Raw genomic sequence first — 14,243 nt, 5'->3', positions numbered from 1 at the left:
TCCCCGTTGATGACTGGTCGGCAGATCTGCTCTCTTTCACTCTCGGGCTGACGAATAGGTGGAAATGTTGTCAATATGTTGTCGTGGGCGGTGATTCGTACGGGGAAACGGGTCAGTCCAGCTCGGGGGTGGCAAGGTGACGGAATTCCGGCTATTGGGTCCGGTGGAAGTGATCACGGGCGCAGGTGTGGTGGACGTCGGGCCGCCGCAACGCCGTAGCGTGCTCGCCGCGCTGGCCGTGGACGCCGGCCGTCCGGTGCCGGTCGAGGTACTGATCGAGCGGGTGTGGGGGGAGGGCTTCCCGGACGGGGCCCGGCGGGCGTTGCAGGCCCATCTCACGCGGATCCGCCGGATGCTGGAGCGGGTCGCCTCCGGCGCGGACGATCGGGTCACCCTGGCGCGCCGGGCGGGGGGATACGTGCTGGAGGCCGAACCGGAACGCGTCGACCTGCACCGGTTCCGGCGGCTGGCGGAGCGGGCCAGGAACGCCGGAATACACGGTGCGGAACGGCTGGACCTGCTGCGCGAGGCGCTGGCGCTGTGGCGGGGCGAGCCCCTGGCCGGGATCACGGGGGAGTGGGCGGCACGGGTACGCGAAGGCTGGAAACGGCAGCGTCTCGACGTGGTCGTCGCCTGGGCGGACGCGGAGCTCCAGACGGGCGAGCACAGCACCGTCACCGCCCGGCTGCGCGACCTGGTGGCCGAGTATCCCCTGGTGGAGCCGCTCGTCGCGGCGCTGATGCGCGCCTTGTACGCGTCGGGAAGCGCCGCCGAGGCGCTCGACTGCTACGCGGCCATGCGCAAGCGGCTGGCCGGGGAGCTCGGCACCGAACCGGGGGCCGAGCTGCAGAGAGTGCACCAGGCCATCCTCCGCGGCGACCTCCACCAGCCGAGCCAGCCGAGCCCGGCGAGCCCGGCGAGCCCGGCGAGCCCGTTGAACCAGCCGAACCCGCAGGAGTCCGCTCCGGCGCGGGCCGTCCCGGCCATGCTGCCCCTGGACGTGCGCGGCTTCGCCGGACGCGCCCACGAACTCGCCCGCCTCGACGCGGTCCTCGCCGAGACCGCCCACCACCCCACCTCCGTGATCATCTCCGCGCTGTCGGGCACGGCCGGGGTGGGCAAGACCGCGCTCGCCGTACGGTGGGCGCACCGGGTGTGCGATCGGTTCCCCGACGGCCAGCTCTACGTGAACCTGCGCGGCTACGACCCCCAGCAGCCGATGACCGCGGCCGACGCGCTGGCCGACTTCCTGTCCGCCCTCGGCATGTCAGGGCAGGACATCCCGCTGGACATCGGCCAGCGGGCGGCCCGGTACCGCAGCGCGGTCAGCGGACGGCGCATGCTGGTCGTCCTGGACAACGCCTCCTCGGTGGAGCAGGCCCGTCCGCTGCTGCCCGGCTCGCCGACCTGCGTCGTGGTCGTCACCAGCCGCGACTCCCTGGCCGGTCTGGTCGCCCTGCACGGCGCCCAGCGGATCGACCTCGACCTGCTTCCCCCTCCCGAGGCGATCGCCCTGCTGCGCACGCTCATCGGCGACCGGGTGGAGGCCGAGCCGGAGGCCGCCGCCCTCCTCGCCGGCCAGTGCGCGCGGCTGCCGCTGGCGCTGCGGCTGGTCGCCGAGCTGGCCGCCGCCCGGCCCGCCGCCTCGCTGGCGGAGCTGGCCGGCGAGCTGGCCGACCAGCAGCGCAGGCTCGACCACCTCGACGCCGGAGGAGATCCACGAGCGGCGGTGCGTGCGGTGTTCTCCTGGTCCTACCAGCGGCTGCCCGCCGACGCCGCCCGGGCGTTCCGGCTGCTGAGCCTGCACCCCGGACCCGGCCTCGATTCCTACGCCGTCGCCGCCCTCACCGGCCAGAGCCTCCAGCACGCCCGCCGCGCCCTCGACCTGCTCGCCCGCGCCCACCTCGTCCACCCCGCGGCGGCCGGCCGGTACGACATGCACGACCTGTTACGCGCCTACGCCGGATGGCTGGTCACCGAGCACGACGACGAGCACGAAAGGCGCGCGGCGCTGACCCGCCTGTTCGACCACTACCTCGCCACCGCGGCCACCGCCATGGACACGCTCTACCCCGCCGAGCGGCACCGCCGTCCCCGCGTCGCCCCGCCGGCCTCGCCCGCGCCCGGCGTCGCCGACACGGCGAGCGCACGAGTCTGGCTGGAAAGCGAAAGGCCCGCGCTGCTGGCCGTGTGCGCCCACGCCGCCGGGCACGGCCTGCCCGGCCACGCCGTCCGGCTTGCCGCCACCCTCTACGCCTACCTGGACAACGGCGGCCACTTCGCCGACGCGCTGACCGCCCACACCCACGCCCGCCACGCCGCCCAGCAGGCCGGGGACCTCGCCGGTGAAGCCGGCGCCGTGGCCAACCTCGGCGTCGTTCACTGGCAGCTCGGCGACTATGAGCAGGCAGCGGGCCATCTGCAGAGGGCGCTGGACCTCTTCAGGAAGATCGGCGACCAGGTGGGCGAGGCCCGTACCGTGGGCAACCTCGGCATCCTCCACTCGCGGATGGGGTTCCCCGGCCGCGCCTTCGACGACCACACCCGGGCCCTGGCCCTCTTCCGCGAACTCGGCGACCAGGTCGGAGAGGCCAACACGCTGGCCAACCTCGGCGCGGTGTTCGTCCTGCTCGGCCGCGACGAGCCGGCCGCCACCCACAACCTGCGCGCCCTCGAACTGTTCCGTGAGCTCGGCCACCGCGGGGGCGAGGCCACCGCGCTGACCAACCTCGGCGAGGTCGAGGCCCGGCTGGGCCGCTACGAGCGGGCCGCTGAGCACTTCCTGCGGGCCCTGGACATCTTCCGCGAGATCGGCGAGCGCTACGGCGAGGCGTGCGCGCTCAACGGCCTCGGCGACGCCCGCAGCCATGGCGGCGCCCCCGCCGACGCCGTCGAACGGCACACGGCCGCGCTCAACCTGGCGATCGACATCGGCGAGCGCGACGAGGAGGCCCGCGCCCACGACGGCCTCGGCCACGCCTACCACGCCCTGGACGACCTGGCCTCGGCCCGGTCGCACTGGCGGCAGGCTTTGAGCGCCTACACCGAACTCGGCGTCCCTGCCGCCGACGACATCCGCACCCGCCTCGACACCCTGGACACGAACCCGCCCTCCGCTTGAGGCCACCGCGCCGGTCGAGTGTGGAGGCCCTCCCGGCACCCGTTTGATCGGGGCACCCGTGGCCACCCGCCCAGGTCAGGACCTACCGGATCGGGTCGGGTGGGTCGGGTCGGTAGGCTGCGCCGGGTCGGGTCAGGTGGGTCGGGCTTCTGTTCGCATGCTGTCGAGGAAGGCGGTCCAGTTGCCGCGGGTGAGGATGAGGGCGGGGCCGCCGGGTTCTTGGAGTCGCGTACGGCGATGACGTCGGGCAGGTTGGTCGCCACCTCGACGCACATGCCACCGTCGTCTTCGGATCGACTGGACGTGCGCCATCTGGCCTGGCTCAGATCCATATGCGTATCGCTTCCTCGATCACCTTCAGGGACAAGGGCTGGGAGTGGGCCTCGCCCCGGATGGTGTCATATCGGGTGACGAGCTTCGCGATCAAACCTCGATCGCTTATCGTGCGTCCGTGCGGCTGGCCCTCCACATATACCGTATATGGGATACCTCGCATTTCCGCTATACCGAACGCTCCCAGTAGCCCCGCGCCGGCTTTGGCGCCGTACGGAACAATCTGCACAGCAACCTTGGGATGGCGTGCCACCTCCGTCAGGTATTCCAGTTGCTCGCGTACGATCTGAGGGCTTCCAATCGGCCTGTGCAGCACCCCTTCGTCGATGACGGACCAGACCATTGGCCCGTCATCACGAGACAGGGCCCTCTTACGCAGCATTCGGCCGGTCACACGCTGCTCGATCTCTTCAGGAGTGATCCCGGGGGCGCACTACGGTGCTCCAGGAGCGAGATGTCGCGGCGTAACAGCAGCCGGTGGATGGGGTCTTGGCGACCGCGTGGGTCTCGTCGGCGTTTCCTTTGCGGCGTTCGGCGTCGGCCGGGACCGACGGGGCGGGCCAGTGTTTCTTGGTCTGGCACCAGATCAGCCAGGAGGCGATGGCGGCGCGGTTGCGGTTCCAGGTCGCCGGCGCGCTCGCTCCCCACAGGTCGGTGAGCGCGGTGTCGATCTCGGTGATGCTCGGCACCGGCCTGCGTACCGACCGGCCCGACGGCCGCATGCGGATCCCGTCACGGGCCACCGTCCTGCTCTCCACCGACGGCCTGGTCGAGGGACCCGGTTTCACCCTGGGAATGGCCGCGTACCGGCTGCGCCGGTACGCGGCCTCGCTCGCCGGGCAGCTGCTGCCGTGCTTCTGCGACGAGGTCCTCGCCCGATGCTGCACGACGTGATCGACGACATCGCGCTCCTCGCCGTGCGCGGCCGCCACCGATGGGTGACCGCGGACCGGTCACCGCGGCGCCGTCCGAGCATCAATGCCGGGCACCGCATCACTGCTGGCAGCGTCCGAAGTCAACGACGTAGGTGCCGCCGCCGGTCCCGCTTGCCCCAGCCGGGTTCGCCGCTCCCACCGCGACGCCGACGCCCAAATCGGTCAGCGTCGGGCTCAGCACGATTTGGCGGTGGCCGTATGTGCTGACGTGCACCCACCAGTGGACGGCGGCCCTCGGGGTGCCGTATCCGGTCCCCCACCCGGTGTAGGTGGTCTCCGCGTAGGCCCAAGATACGGGGTTCGGGCAGTAGCCCGCTCCGGTGATCCGGCTCCACGGCGTCGAACCGGTCTGCGGGTTGGTGTGCGAATCCGCCCCCGGGCTCCACCACTTCAGGCTCGCGGCGGCGCCGGCGTGGGCGGACGCCGCGGCGTCCAGCGCGCTCTTGCGCGTGAGCGCGGGCAGCCCCACCGCGGCCCGCTCGGTGTCGATGAGGCAGTGGACGGCATTGCGCAGCATCGCGATGTTGGCGCTCGCGGGAGCGGTGTCATAGTAGGCCGACGCGGCCGCGCACCCGGGCGCGACGCCGACCGACGCGTTCGCCGGTGCGCCCATGGCCTGGAGGCTCAGGGTGAGGACGCCGGCGACCGCGGCGACTTCGAGTAAGCGACTGCTCTGCTTCACCGTTATCTCCTTCGAGTGAGGATGACACCCTCGCCGCTCCTCCAGTGATATGGCAGCTCCCGGCCAAGGGCATGAGTAGCCCCCTACTCACTCGCAGCAGCACCGCCGCCCCACACCTGGGCGAGGCTGATGCCGGCCTGGGCGTCGACCAGCCACAAAGTAGCGTTGCGGGCAGTCGGTGAGCGGGGCCAAGCCGGGCTCGTAGGCCCGTCGTTTGTCCTTCGTGCAGGCTCATCGGGCGACGGGTGTCATTTGAGGCCCCGTGACCGTTGGGGCCGAGCGCCGTCCGTGCCGGACCGCGTGACTGAGCACGCGGTCCGGGATGTGGTTCATCGCGTCATGCGGAGGCCGCGTCTGAGTGGACTCCCTGGTCAAGCAGGGCGTTGATCATCTCCTGTAGTTGGTCGCGTCCGATGGTGCCGAGTGCGCCGGTCAGGGCCTGGGCGAGCTTGTCGAACGGGTCGTCCATCGGCAACTCCTTCACCTTCTCGGCCAGTTCCTCCACGCTCCACAGCCCGTCTTTGTGGATGTGGCCACCGAGGGACCAGCCGTGGTTGACCGCGACCGTTCCGCCCCGCACCGATAGCACCTGGCCGGTGAGCGGGCAGGTTGCGCCGGCCAGGTAGGCGGCAACAGGCGCGCTGGCGGCTGGGTGCAGTGGGTCGAACCGGCCCGCCGGCGGTTCCTGGCTCATGCCTGGAACGGCGAGAGTGAGGCGGGTGCGGACCATTGAGGGCGAGATGCAGTTGACCCGCACGCCGTATCGGCCGAGTTCGAGGGCGGCCACGGTGGTCACCGCCGCGACGCCGGCGTTGCCCGCGGCGTAGGGGACCTGCGCGGGCAGCGGGTTGAGCAGCCCGGAGCCGGAGGAGGTGTTGACCACGGCGCGGTCGGCGTGGGCCCCTGCCTGATACCGGTCGCGCCAGTGGCGGGCCGCCCAGTGCGTCACCGCGAAGGCGCCCTTCAGCTTGACGGCCACGACGTCGTCGAAGTCCTCCTCCGACAGGTCGGTCAGGCCCATGTTCCGTTCGATGGTCGCGTTGTTGACCACTACATGCAGGTCGCCGAAGGACTCCAGGGCCGTCTCCACCATGCGGCGGGCGCCGTCCCAGTCGGCGACGCTGTCGGTGTTGGCCACGGCCTGTCCGCCGCGGGCAGTGATCTCTTCGACGACCTTCGCGGCCACGCCGGCGTCTCCGCCCGTGCCGTCGATGGCGACGCCGGGGTCGTTGACGACGACCTTGGCGCCTTCGGCGGCGAAGAACAGCGCCTCTTCCCGCCCGATGCCGCGCCCTGCTCCGGTGATGAGGACGACGCGTCGGTCCAGACTTCCCATGGATGATCACCTTCCATTGACTACAGTCTATGTAGCGATTCATAGTATGCATCAATTTGGAAGATGAACTAAGCTGCCCTGCGTGGTGGAAAAACACGGACTGCGGGAGCGCAAGAAGCTGCGCACCCGGCAGGCACTGATCGAGGCGGCGGTGCGCCTGTTCGAGGACAAGGGCTACGACCATGTGACCGTGGCCGAGATCGCCGACGCCGCGGAGGTGTCCCCCCGCACCTTCTTCCTCCACTTCCAGGCCAAGGAGGATGTACTCCTGGCCAATGCCGACGTGCGCGTCGATCTGGCGCTGCAGGCGATCGCCGAGCGCCGCGCCGGGGAACGGCTGCCCGAGGTGTTGGTGCGGGCGATGGACCAGATGATCGCCAACACCTGGGACAGCGACCTCCCCAGCGGGCTCGCGGCACTTCGCGCACGGCTGGCGGCCTCGGTGCCGGCGCTGCAGGCCCGGCTGCTGCAGCGTTACCTCACCGCGCAGACCGAACTGGCCCAGGCGCTGCAGCGGGCATTCCCCGACAGACTCGACACGATCACCGCCTCCGCCCTGGTCGGCGCGATGGTGGGCGCGATCAGCGCATCCGCACTGACCGCGCTGGAGCGCGGCGACGGACCCAACGAGGTACGCAACGCCATGCGGCAGGCCATGGCCTTGGTGGCGCAATCCGTCTCCTGACCCCGCCCATCCCGGAGGGATTTAGTGAGGTCGGCCGTGGCAGGGCTACAGGCGGGGGCGGGACGCCGGTCGGTGAGGAAGACGGGGCTTCGGGTGCGGCCGGCGAGCAGGCGTGGTAGCAGCCGGGCGGCGCCAGACTGCCACAAGATCCAGTCGGTGGCGCCTCCCTTGCGGCGTACGCTGCCGCGCCTGGCCTCCAGCACGAGGTCGCTGACATCCAGGCCGAGAACTTGGGGTTCCAGTAGTATCGGCGAAATTCCAACAGATATGCAGGTCAGGGGCCCTTCAAGGGGCTCGCCCTGGAAGGGCCTTCGCCAGCTCTGACCGGCATTTCCGTTGTTTTCGCAGCGGTCACTACCGGGACCCCTAGTTGCCGATCTCACCCCCAAGATCCACTTTCGACACAGGCCCTAGTGCCGCGACAGGCAAGGTCACCTCGCCTGTCAGAGTGATCGCCTGATCGCCAGGATCAGCGACCCAGGCCGACTCATCGCCGCCGTACGCGCCGCGGCGCACGTCGGCGGGGACAGTCGGGGGTCGGGTGAATTCGGTGGAGTTGTTGCGGGTGGCTCGGGATCGGCGGCGTGCGTTGGGCCGGCCTGGTGCTCGGTCGCCGAGGTCGCGTCGGGTGGAGCAGTCCTGGCAAGCAAGCGCATGACCGATTCCGCGTGTTCCGGGTTGGTGGCGAGGAGTTCTCGGTGTTCGGGTTGGGCTCCTGCTCGTGAGGACGACGATGGTCGAGCAGGGGCTGCGGCCGGGCGAGCTCCCGGCACCCGATTTCCGGCCCTCTTGAGCTATCTGACCGGCCGCAACGCGCTCAGCAGCATGGGCAGCGACCGATGGAGCTCCCGCTCCCAGTACGCCGGCGAATGCGTGCCCCGCCCGTAGAAGTCGGTGGACACCCGCACCCCGACCCGCTCCAACCGCCTGGCCAGTGAGAGGTTCAGCACGTTCAGGAACGCCTCAGTTTCGTCAGCCTCGGCTCCGGCCTTGTCCAGCGGGCCGGGACGCCCGTCACCACAGCTCAGGAACACCGGAACGGGCCGCAGCCGCCGAGCCAGCACGTACGGGTCGTGGCGTTCCCAGATCGCGCGCTGGGCGACGGGATCGCCCCAGAGGCCGCGGTACTCCGGCGCCTCCTTGAACGCCTCGCGCCACCTGCCCACGTGCTCGGGATGCAGCAGGTGCACGGGCCCGCTGTAGCTGGCCACCGCCCGGAACAGGCCGGGATGCCGAGCGGCGTAGACCACAGCCCCGTAGCCGCCCATGGACAGGCCCGCGACGACCCGCCGCGTTCCTGCGCCGTAGTCGCGTTCGAGAATGCGGCGCATCTCGGTCAGGTGGAACGTCTCCCATGCCGGTGGCCCGTACGCCCCGTCGTTCCACCAGTTCGTGTAGTAGCCGGCGAATCCGGCCTCCGGCATCACGACCAGGACGTCGCGTAGCTCGGCGAGCCGTTCGACGTCGCTGTCACGGGTCCAGGTCTCGTGCGAGTCGCCGAGGCCGTGCAGCAGGTAGAGCACCGGCCAGCGGTCACGGGGGCCGCGCTTCTGCCAGCCGTCCGGGGTGAGGAGCCGTACCTTCGCGGTCGTCCCGAGGGCGGGCGAGTCGATGGTCAGGTCGACGACGCGGGACCGTACCGGCTGCTCGTCGACGACGTGCGCGCGGGTGGGTGCGGCGAGCGCTGCCGACCCGAGCCCGGCGGTGGCGCAGAGCGCCAGCAGGACGGCGAGGAGGATCGACACTGTCCTCCGGCCGCCACGGGGTCTCAGTAAGCGAGTCATGGGAACAGCGTCGACCGCCACCGTCATGCCTGGCATCGGGTACAGCCCTGGCCGCACCCTGATTCACCGGTCAGGCGAAACAGCCGTCCACGTCCCTGGACATGTCGCCGCGAACCCCAACGCGGGGGCGAGGCCACCGCGCTGACCAGCCTCGGCGAGGTCGAGGCCCCGCAGGGCCGCTACCAGCCTGGTGTAGCCGTGTTGGCCCTCCCGGCGCCCGTTTGATCGGGGCACCCGGGGCTACCCGCCCAGGTCAGGGCCTACCGGGTCGGGTCGGGTCGGCAGGCTCCGCCGGGTCAGGTCGGTGGACTCAGTCGGGTCGGGTGGGTCGGGCTTCGTTTCGCATGCTGTCGAGGAAGGCGGTCCAGTTGCCGCGGGTGAGGATGAGGGCGGGGCCGCCGGGGTCTTTGGAGTCGCGTACGGCGACGACGTCCGGCAGGTTGGTCGCCACCTCGACGCACATGCCGCCGTCTCCGCCGGACATGCTCGACTTGCGCCACTTGGCCTTACTCAGATCCATCTCCGTACCGCTTTCTCGATCAGGTCAACGGACAAGGATTGGGAGTGGGCCTCACCCCGGATGATGTCGTATCGAGTGAGGAGCTGAATGATCACTGTGCGATCATCGATGGTCCGTCCCCGAGGTTGAGTCTCCACATATACGGTATAAGCGGTACCGCGGACTTCTGCTATCCCGAAGGCGCCGAGCAGTCCCGCAGACGCCCTGGAGCCGTACGGAACTATCTGGATCGTGATTCTCGGGCGCTGAGACAACTCCACCAAGCATTCGAGTTGCTCTCGCATAACCTTGGGGCTTCCGATGGGGCGGTGAAGGACACCCTCGTCAATGAGCGCCCAGATCATGGGTGGGTCGTCACGGGACAGTACTCTTTTGCGTTGCATGCGGCCCATGATGCGTTGATCGATTTGTTCCGCAGAGATCCCCGGCTCGTCCTCGAAGATTAGTCGCGCATACGCCTCGGTCTGGAACAGGCCGGGGATCAGGAGGGGATCCCACAGCCGAAGTGTGGTGGCTCGCAATTCTTCGGCCGCCCAGTCGCGGAAGTGCTCCGGGACCGGCGGGGGAGGGGGCCAGGCCTCCAGATAAAGCCCGAGCATGACGCCGTCCAAGCCGAAGGCCTGGTCACACAGCCGGGCGAAACCTTCGGTGGGGTCGCGTTTCAGCGTCTCGACCATGCCGATCATGCTCTCGGAGAATCCGATCCTCCGGCCGATCTGCCCCTGGGTCAGCCCCGCGGCGAGCCGGTTGCGGCGAAGCTCGTACGCGAACCGCGCCGCCGGGGATTCCTCAGGGTCGATGTCGACCATTTTGCCCATCTGATCTCCTCGCCGCCTGAATGACATCCGACAGACCCACCGAGGTCCCACTCCGAGAGTGCCTTTCCGTGGGCTTAATCGAATACCCAAAGTAGCCGACCGTGTACAGGATGGTGGGGTGAATCGGTATCCGGCGGGCCACTGATGAGCACGGTCGCGAAATGAGACCTGCTCGATGCCTGTGAGATCGAAACGGTTGCGTGTAACGGAGGCGGTTGATGGCCGGTGTCAGAATGCGGGAGCAGTACGTCGAGATTTCAGCCCGGCCGGATGCCGCGTTCTATGCGCGTCAACACGTCAGGCGGGTGCTCCTGGCATGGGGGTGCCGAGAGCTGACCGACACCGCCGAACTCATCACCTCGGAACTGGTGACGAACGCCGTCAAGGCGACGAGGGATATCGGCTCATCCCTTGAATCAGCGGCACGGTGTGGCATTCCTGATTACATCTGGATGGACCTCCACCGGGCCACCGGGTTGGTGGTGCTGGAGGTGTGGGACGCCGGCAGAAAGCCTCCGGTGTTGAGGGAGCCTGCTGTTGACGACGAGAGCGGACGCGGCCTGCAGCTCGTGGACGCACTGGCATACAGCTGGGGCTATCGCCTACCGGTGACCGGCGGCAAGATCGTCTGGTGCGCTTTGGAAGATCCGCCGACTGGTGAGACAGCGGGGTGGTGTAAGAGTCGACCTCCACGTGATCCGTGTGGACAGGCTGGGCGGTGGTTTGAAAGTTGAAGGTTTGAGCGGGCTGGTGGGTGTGGAGGCCCTCCCGGCACCCGTTCGATCGGGGTACCCAGGGCTGCCCGCCCCGTGGAGACGACGTTATGGCCCGTGGTGGATCTGGTGATGGCGTCATGGCCCGTCGCGGGCTGGGGTGATGGCGTTATGGCCGGTGGTGGGTCGGGTGATGGCGTCGCGGGGTCGGGTGATGGCGTCTTGGCCGGTGGCGGGTCGGGTACTGTCCCGGGTCATGACGTCACGACCGGCCGCAGGCGGGGGCCGATGGGTGCCGGTCGCTCCCGAGCGGTTGGAAGGCTGGCTGCGCGGGTTCGCCGAACGGCACGGCGCCGCCGAGGCGGTGCTGGACGCCGACGTCGTACGGCTGCGCGCCGAGGACGGTGCCGTGGCCGAATGCCACGTGCCTTTCCCCCCGCTCACAGTGCTGGAAGCGGTCTCTGGTACGGAGGCGGAAGCGGTCTCTGGCGGGAAGCCGGACGCGGTTTCCGGTGCCGGGTCGGGGGCGGTCTCAGAGGTGGAGCCGAGTTCGGCTTCCGGCGATCTTCTTCGGGCGCTCGTCGTCCATGCGGGGAAGGACCGGCGGGTCGGGGTGTTCCTGGTACGGCTGGGCGGACACGCGGCGGGGATCTTCGAGGGTGGGCGGCTGGTCTCTTCCAAGGTGGGCTCCCGGCTCGTCCACGGGCGCAGCGCGGCAGGCGGATGGTCCCAGCACCGCTTCGCGCGCCGCAGGGAGAAGCAGGCCGGCGAGGCGTCGCGTGCCGCCGCCGACGTGGCCGTACGAGTGCTCGTGCCCCAGGCCGGGACCCTGGACGCGGTCGTCTTCGGGGGAGACCGCAGGGCGATCGACGCGCTGCGCGAGGATCGCAGGTTGAGCGCGCTGTTCGCCCTGGAGAGCGGTCCGTTCCTGGACGTGCCCGACCCCCGACTGGCCGTGCTCCAGGAGACGCCCAAGCAGTTCCGCGCCGTCCGGATCCGCGTGGTGGACCCGGAGGCGTGACGCGCACCCGTGAGGCGTGGGGCGCACGACGGGTGATTCCGCGGTCCAGGGCCTCGTTGGGTGTGGGCGCAGGACTGGTGATTCCGCGGTCCAGGGCCTCGTTGGGTGTGGGTGCAGGACTGGTGATCTCGTGGTCCGGGGCCTCGTTGGGTGTGGTGCAGGACGGGTCGTTCTCGTGGTCCAGGGCCTTGTGGGAGTAGTGGCCGTCAGCAGCTGGATATGGGGATCTGGAAGACGAAGCGGGCGCCGCCGGTCGCGGAGGGCTCCACGTGGATGGTCCCGGAGTGGGTCTTGGCGACGTCCCGCGCGATCGCCAGGCCGAGACCGGTGCCGGGGCCGTCACGCTTGGCGGAGGTGCCCAGCCGGGTGAACCTTTCGAAGACCCGTTCGCGGTCCTTCTCGGGGATCCCCTCGCCGTCGTCCGACACCGCCAGTTCCGCCATGTCTCCGCGCCGGTGGACCTCGACGTCCACGAAATGCTCGGCGTAACGCTGGGCGTTGTCCAGCAGGTTCGTCAGGAGCCTGCTGATCTGGGCGCGTACGGCGCAGGTCATCACGCCGGGGTCGATCGCACACCTGATAGGGATCTTCCCGTCACGCCCGAGGACTTCCTGCCGCGCGATCTCGCCCAGGTCGAGCACTTCGCGGCCCTCGCTCTGGCTGCCGATCCGGCCCAGGAACAGCAGGTCGGCGACGATGCCCTCGAGCCGCTCGATGCCTTGCAGCACCTGTTTGACGAGGCGGTGGATGTCGGTCTGCTCAGGGTGGAGCTGGGCCTCCTCCAGCTCCACCCGCAGTCCGGAAAGGGGGTTGCGGAGCTCGTGGGAGACGTTGTTGGCGTACTGCCGCTGCCGGTCGACGATCTCCAGGGTGATGTTGATGTTCCGGATGAGCCGGAGGATCTCGGCCGGGTCACGCCCCGACTCGATCTCGTCGTAGGCATCGATCTCGTTGATCCCGGCGAGGCGGTAGGAGACGTCTCCGATCCGCCGGAGGATCCTCCTGCGCAGCTTGCGGCCGGCCAGGACGACGGTGGCGATCGCCACCATGTCCCATGCCCTCCCATGGCCCGTATGGCGTCTCGCACGCGGCGACCCGGCGCCGGTCCGCGTGCGTGGCCGGCTCTTCTTCGTCTTCAAAAATGCCTCCCGTCCGAGCCGGATCAGGTTCTCCGTGTCCTGGCTCATAGCGGGATGTCGACGGGATCGCCATCCGGATGGTCACGCCGCGCGGACGATCAGAGCACGCCCGTTCCGCGAGGTGCCGGACGGGCGTAAGCGGTAGCTGCAACGTCTTAACTTTAGCGCTTCCATCACCGGTCTGACCTGCGGCATTGGCATCGGCGATCAGGCGGGGACCGCGCGGCACGCGCACGCCGCCGGCGGTTCGACCGCCCGCTTTCACGGCTCAGGCCGGAAACGCGGACTCCTGGGCCACCCAGCCGTTGCCGTCGGGGTCTTCGAAGGTGAAGAAGGTGCCCCACGGAGCCTTCTCGACGCCGTCCTGGTGGACGGTGACGCCCTGGGCACGGAACCGTTCCAGGGTCTCGGCCACCTCGTCGCACTCGATGACCAGGCCGCGGACGCCGCCGGGGGGCATGGCGGGGAACCAGGTGACGAGCGTGATCGTGGCGCCGCCTCCGGGCGGCGCGAGCTGAACCCAGCGCTGGTCGCCCATCGGGTTGTCGGCGACCAGGGTGAACCCCAGTTTGTGCTCGTAGAACTCGGCGGCCCGGTCCTGGTCGGAGACGGGGATGGAGACGATGCTGATCGATCGCAGTGCCATGGGATTTCCTTTCGATTGAGGCGGACGGCCGGGTGCCGGGCGCGCCGCCCGTATGGGTCAGGCGGGCGGTGCCGCTTCGGGTTCGTGCTCGGATCCGGTTTCGATCTCGGTCTCGTCGAGCACGTCCCTCAGGCTCTTGAGGCGCTCCTTCCAGAAGCGCTCAAGGTCTGTCAGCCACTCGCGTGGCTCGGCCAGGCCCTCGGGCCGCAGCCGGTAGAGCCGGTGCCTTCCCTCGGGTCTCACCTCGACCAGCCCCGCGTCTCGCAGCACCTTGAGGTGTTGCGAGACGGCCGCCTGGGTGACGGCCAGATCGGCCATGAGCTCGGAGACCGAGCGCTCGCCCGCCGTCAGCTTCTCCAGCAGGTGGCGGCGCGTCAGGTCGGCGAGCGCCGCGAAGGCGTCGGGCCGGTCGTTCCGCAGCCGGGGACGCCCGGACTTTCCGCTCATGGGAGCCATCATATTAGTTTTTTCTTAACTATCAAGCCTCGCCGGAGGACTGGCCGTACACTA

15 protein-coding genes are annotated in these 14,243 nt (G+C 69.6%); 5 read left to right on the top strand and 10 right to left on the bottom strand.

What is annotated here, in order from left to right:
* Positions 1 to 136 precede the first annotated feature (136 nt).
* A complete protein-coding gene (locus ABD810_RS24985; RefSeq protein WP_344945133.1) occupies positions 137 to 3,121 on the top strand; it encodes an AfsR/SARP family transcriptional regulator in 2,985 nt (994 codons plus the stop codon).
* Here ABD810_RS24985 and ABD810_RS24980 read toward each other — a convergent pair.
* A complete protein-coding gene (locus tag ABD810_RS24980) occupies positions 3,040 to 3,396 on the bottom strand; it encodes a hypothetical protein (protein ID WP_344945428.1) in 357 nt (118 codons plus the stop codon). The two genes, ABD810_RS24985 and ABD810_RS24980, sit on opposite strands and share 82 nt — an antisense overlap.
* Before the next feature lie 47 nt (positions 3,397 to 3,443).
* Complete coding sequence (locus ABD810_RS24975; protein ID WP_425566954.1) at positions 3,444 to 3,875, bottom strand: DUF5753 domain-containing protein; 432 nt, start codon at positions 3,873 to 3,875, stop codon at positions 3,444 to 3,446.
* Positions 3,876 to 4,024: 149 nt separating this feature from the next.
* Between ABD810_RS24975 and ABD810_RS24970 the strand changes: the two genes are divergently transcribed.
* Positions 4,025 to 4,348: a hypothetical protein gene (locus tag ABD810_RS24970; RefSeq protein WP_344945129.1), complete on the top strand. Its 324-nt coding sequence runs from the start codon at positions 4,025 to 4,027 to the stop codon at positions 4,346 to 4,348.
* 99 nt (positions 4,349 to 4,447) lie between these two features.
* On the opposite strand, the gene ABD810_RS24965 is transcribed toward ABD810_RS24970, so the two are convergent.
* Positions 4,448 to 5,071 carry a CAP domain-containing protein gene (locus ABD810_RS24965; protein ID WP_344945126.1) on the bottom strand — a complete coding sequence of 208 codons (624 nt, stop codon included), beginning with the start codon at positions 5,069 to 5,071 and terminating at the stop codon, positions 4,448 to 4,450.
* Between the two features lie 337 nt (positions 5,072 to 5,408).
* Entirely contained in the window at positions 5,409 to 6,407 is a 999-nt protein-coding gene (locus ABD810_RS24960; protein ID WP_344945123.1) for an SDR family NAD(P)-dependent oxidoreductase, read from the bottom strand.
* An 82-nt stretch (positions 6,408 to 6,489) separates the two neighbouring features.
* On the opposite strand from ABD810_RS24960, the gene ABD810_RS24955 reads away from it, so the two are divergent.
* The gene (locus ABD810_RS24955; RefSeq protein ID WP_344945120.1) at positions 6,490 to 7,092 is read left to right on the top strand and encodes a TetR/AcrR family transcriptional regulator; all 603 of its coding nucleotides are present in this window, start codon (positions 6,490 to 6,492) and stop codon (positions 7,090 to 7,092) included.
* 794 nt (positions 7,093 to 7,886) lie between these two features.
* Here the strand turns inward: ABD810_RS24955 and ABD810_RS24950 are convergent.
* The 3 genes from ABD810_RS24950 to ABD810_RS24940 all read right to left on the bottom strand — a co-directional run bounded on the left by ABD810_RS24950 (position 7,887) and on the right by ABD810_RS24940 (position 10,214).
* Entirely contained in the window at positions 7,887 to 8,837 is a 951-nt protein-coding gene (locus tag ABD810_RS24950; RefSeq protein ID WP_344945117.1) for an alpha/beta hydrolase, read from the bottom strand.
* Between the two features lie 349 nt (positions 8,838 to 9,186).
* On the bottom strand, positions 9,187 to 9,396 hold the full coding sequence (locus ABD810_RS24945) for a DUF397 domain-containing protein (RefSeq protein WP_344945114.1): 210 nt from the start codon (positions 9,394 to 9,396) through the stop codon (positions 9,187 to 9,189).
* Positions 9,387 to 10,214, bottom strand: coding sequence for a helix-turn-helix domain-containing protein (locus tag ABD810_RS24940; protein WP_344945111.1), 828 nt, complete (start codon positions 10,212 to 10,214; stop codon positions 9,387 to 9,389). Before ABD810_RS24940 ends, ABD810_RS24945 begins: the two co-directional genes overlap by 10 nt.
* 218 nt (positions 10,215 to 10,432) lie before the next feature.
* Between ABD810_RS24940 and ABD810_RS24935 the strand changes: the two genes are divergently transcribed.
* Positions 10,433 to 10,948, top strand: a complete 516-nt coding sequence (locus ABD810_RS24935; RefSeq protein ID WP_344945109.1) for an ATP-binding protein — start codon at positions 10,433 to 10,435, stop codon at positions 10,946 to 10,948.
* A 235-nt stretch (positions 10,949 to 11,183) separates the two neighbouring features.
* Positions 11,184 to 11,948, top strand: coding sequence for an acVLRF1 family peptidyl-tRNA hydrolase (locus ABD810_RS24930; RefSeq protein ID WP_344945106.1), 765 nt, complete (start codon positions 11,184 to 11,186; stop codon positions 11,946 to 11,948).
* A 206-nt stretch (positions 11,949 to 12,154) separates the two neighbouring features.
* Here the strand turns inward: ABD810_RS24930 and ABD810_RS24925 are convergent, their stop codons facing one another.
* The 3 genes from ABD810_RS24925 to ABD810_RS24915 all read right to left on the bottom strand — a co-directional run bounded on the left by ABD810_RS24925 (position 12,155) and on the right by ABD810_RS24915 (position 14,180).
* The gene (locus tag ABD810_RS24925; RefSeq protein ID WP_344945103.1) at positions 12,155 to 12,997 is read right to left on the bottom strand and encodes a sensor histidine kinase; all 843 of its coding nucleotides are present in this window, start codon (positions 12,995 to 12,997) and stop codon (positions 12,155 to 12,157) included.
* A gap of 358 nt (positions 12,998 to 13,355) precedes the next feature.
* On the bottom strand, positions 13,356 to 13,733 hold the full coding sequence (locus tag ABD810_RS24920; RefSeq protein WP_344945100.1) for a VOC family protein: 378 nt from the start codon (positions 13,731 to 13,733) through the stop codon (positions 13,356 to 13,358).
* A gap of 57 nt (positions 13,734 to 13,790) precedes the next feature.
* On the bottom strand, positions 13,791 to 14,180 hold the full coding sequence (locus tag ABD810_RS24915; protein ID WP_344945098.1) for an ArsR/SmtB family transcription factor: 390 nt from the start codon (positions 14,178 to 14,180) through the stop codon (positions 13,791 to 13,793).
* Between the last annotated feature and the right edge of the window lie 63 nt (positions 14,181 to 14,243).

It is taken from the genome of Sphaerisporangium flaviroseum (genome assembly GCF_039537005.1).
Lineage (GTDB): Bacteria > Actinomycetota > Actinomycetes > Streptosporangiales > Streptosporangiaceae > Sphaerisporangium > Sphaerisporangium flaviroseum.
Note: the sequence above shows the minus strand (reverse complement) of the source record. Positions and strands in the feature narration are given on the sequence as shown.

Coding starts and splice junctions, on each gene's coding strand:
- ABD810_RS24980 (WP_344945428.1), bottom strand. CDS start 3,396: ATGTGCGTCGAGGTGGCGACCAACCTGCCCGACGTCATCGCCGTACGC.
- ABD810_RS24960 (WP_344945123.1), bottom strand. CDS start 6,407: ATGGGAAGTCTGGACCGACGCGTCGTCCTCATCACCGGAGCAGGGCGC.
- ABD810_RS24945 (WP_344945114.1), bottom strand. CDS start 9,396: ATGGATCTGAGTAAGGCCAAGTGGCGCAAGTCGAGCATGTCCGGCGGA.
- ABD810_RS24940 (WP_344945111.1), bottom strand. CDS start 10,214: ATGGGCAAAATGGTCGACATCGACCCTGAGGAATCCCCGGCGGCGCGG.
- ABD810_RS24935 (WP_344945109.1), top strand. CDS start 10,433: ATGGCCGGTGTCAGAATGCGGGAGCAGTACGTCGAGATTTCAGCCCGG.
- ABD810_RS24930 (WP_344945106.1), top strand. CDS start 11,184: ATGACGTCACGACCGGCCGCAGGCGGGGGCCGATGGGTGCCGGTCGCT.
- ABD810_RS24925 (WP_344945103.1), bottom strand. CDS start 12,997: ATGGTGGCGATCGCCACCGTCGTCCTGGCCGGCCGCAAGCTGCGCAGG.
- ABD810_RS24920 (WP_344945100.1), bottom strand. CDS start 13,733: ATGGCACTGCGATCGATCAGCATCGTCTCCATCCCCGTCTCCGACCAG.
- ABD810_RS24915 (WP_344945098.1), bottom strand. CDS start 14,180: ATGAGCGGAAAGTCCGGGCGTCCCCGGCTGCGGAACGACCGGCCCGAC.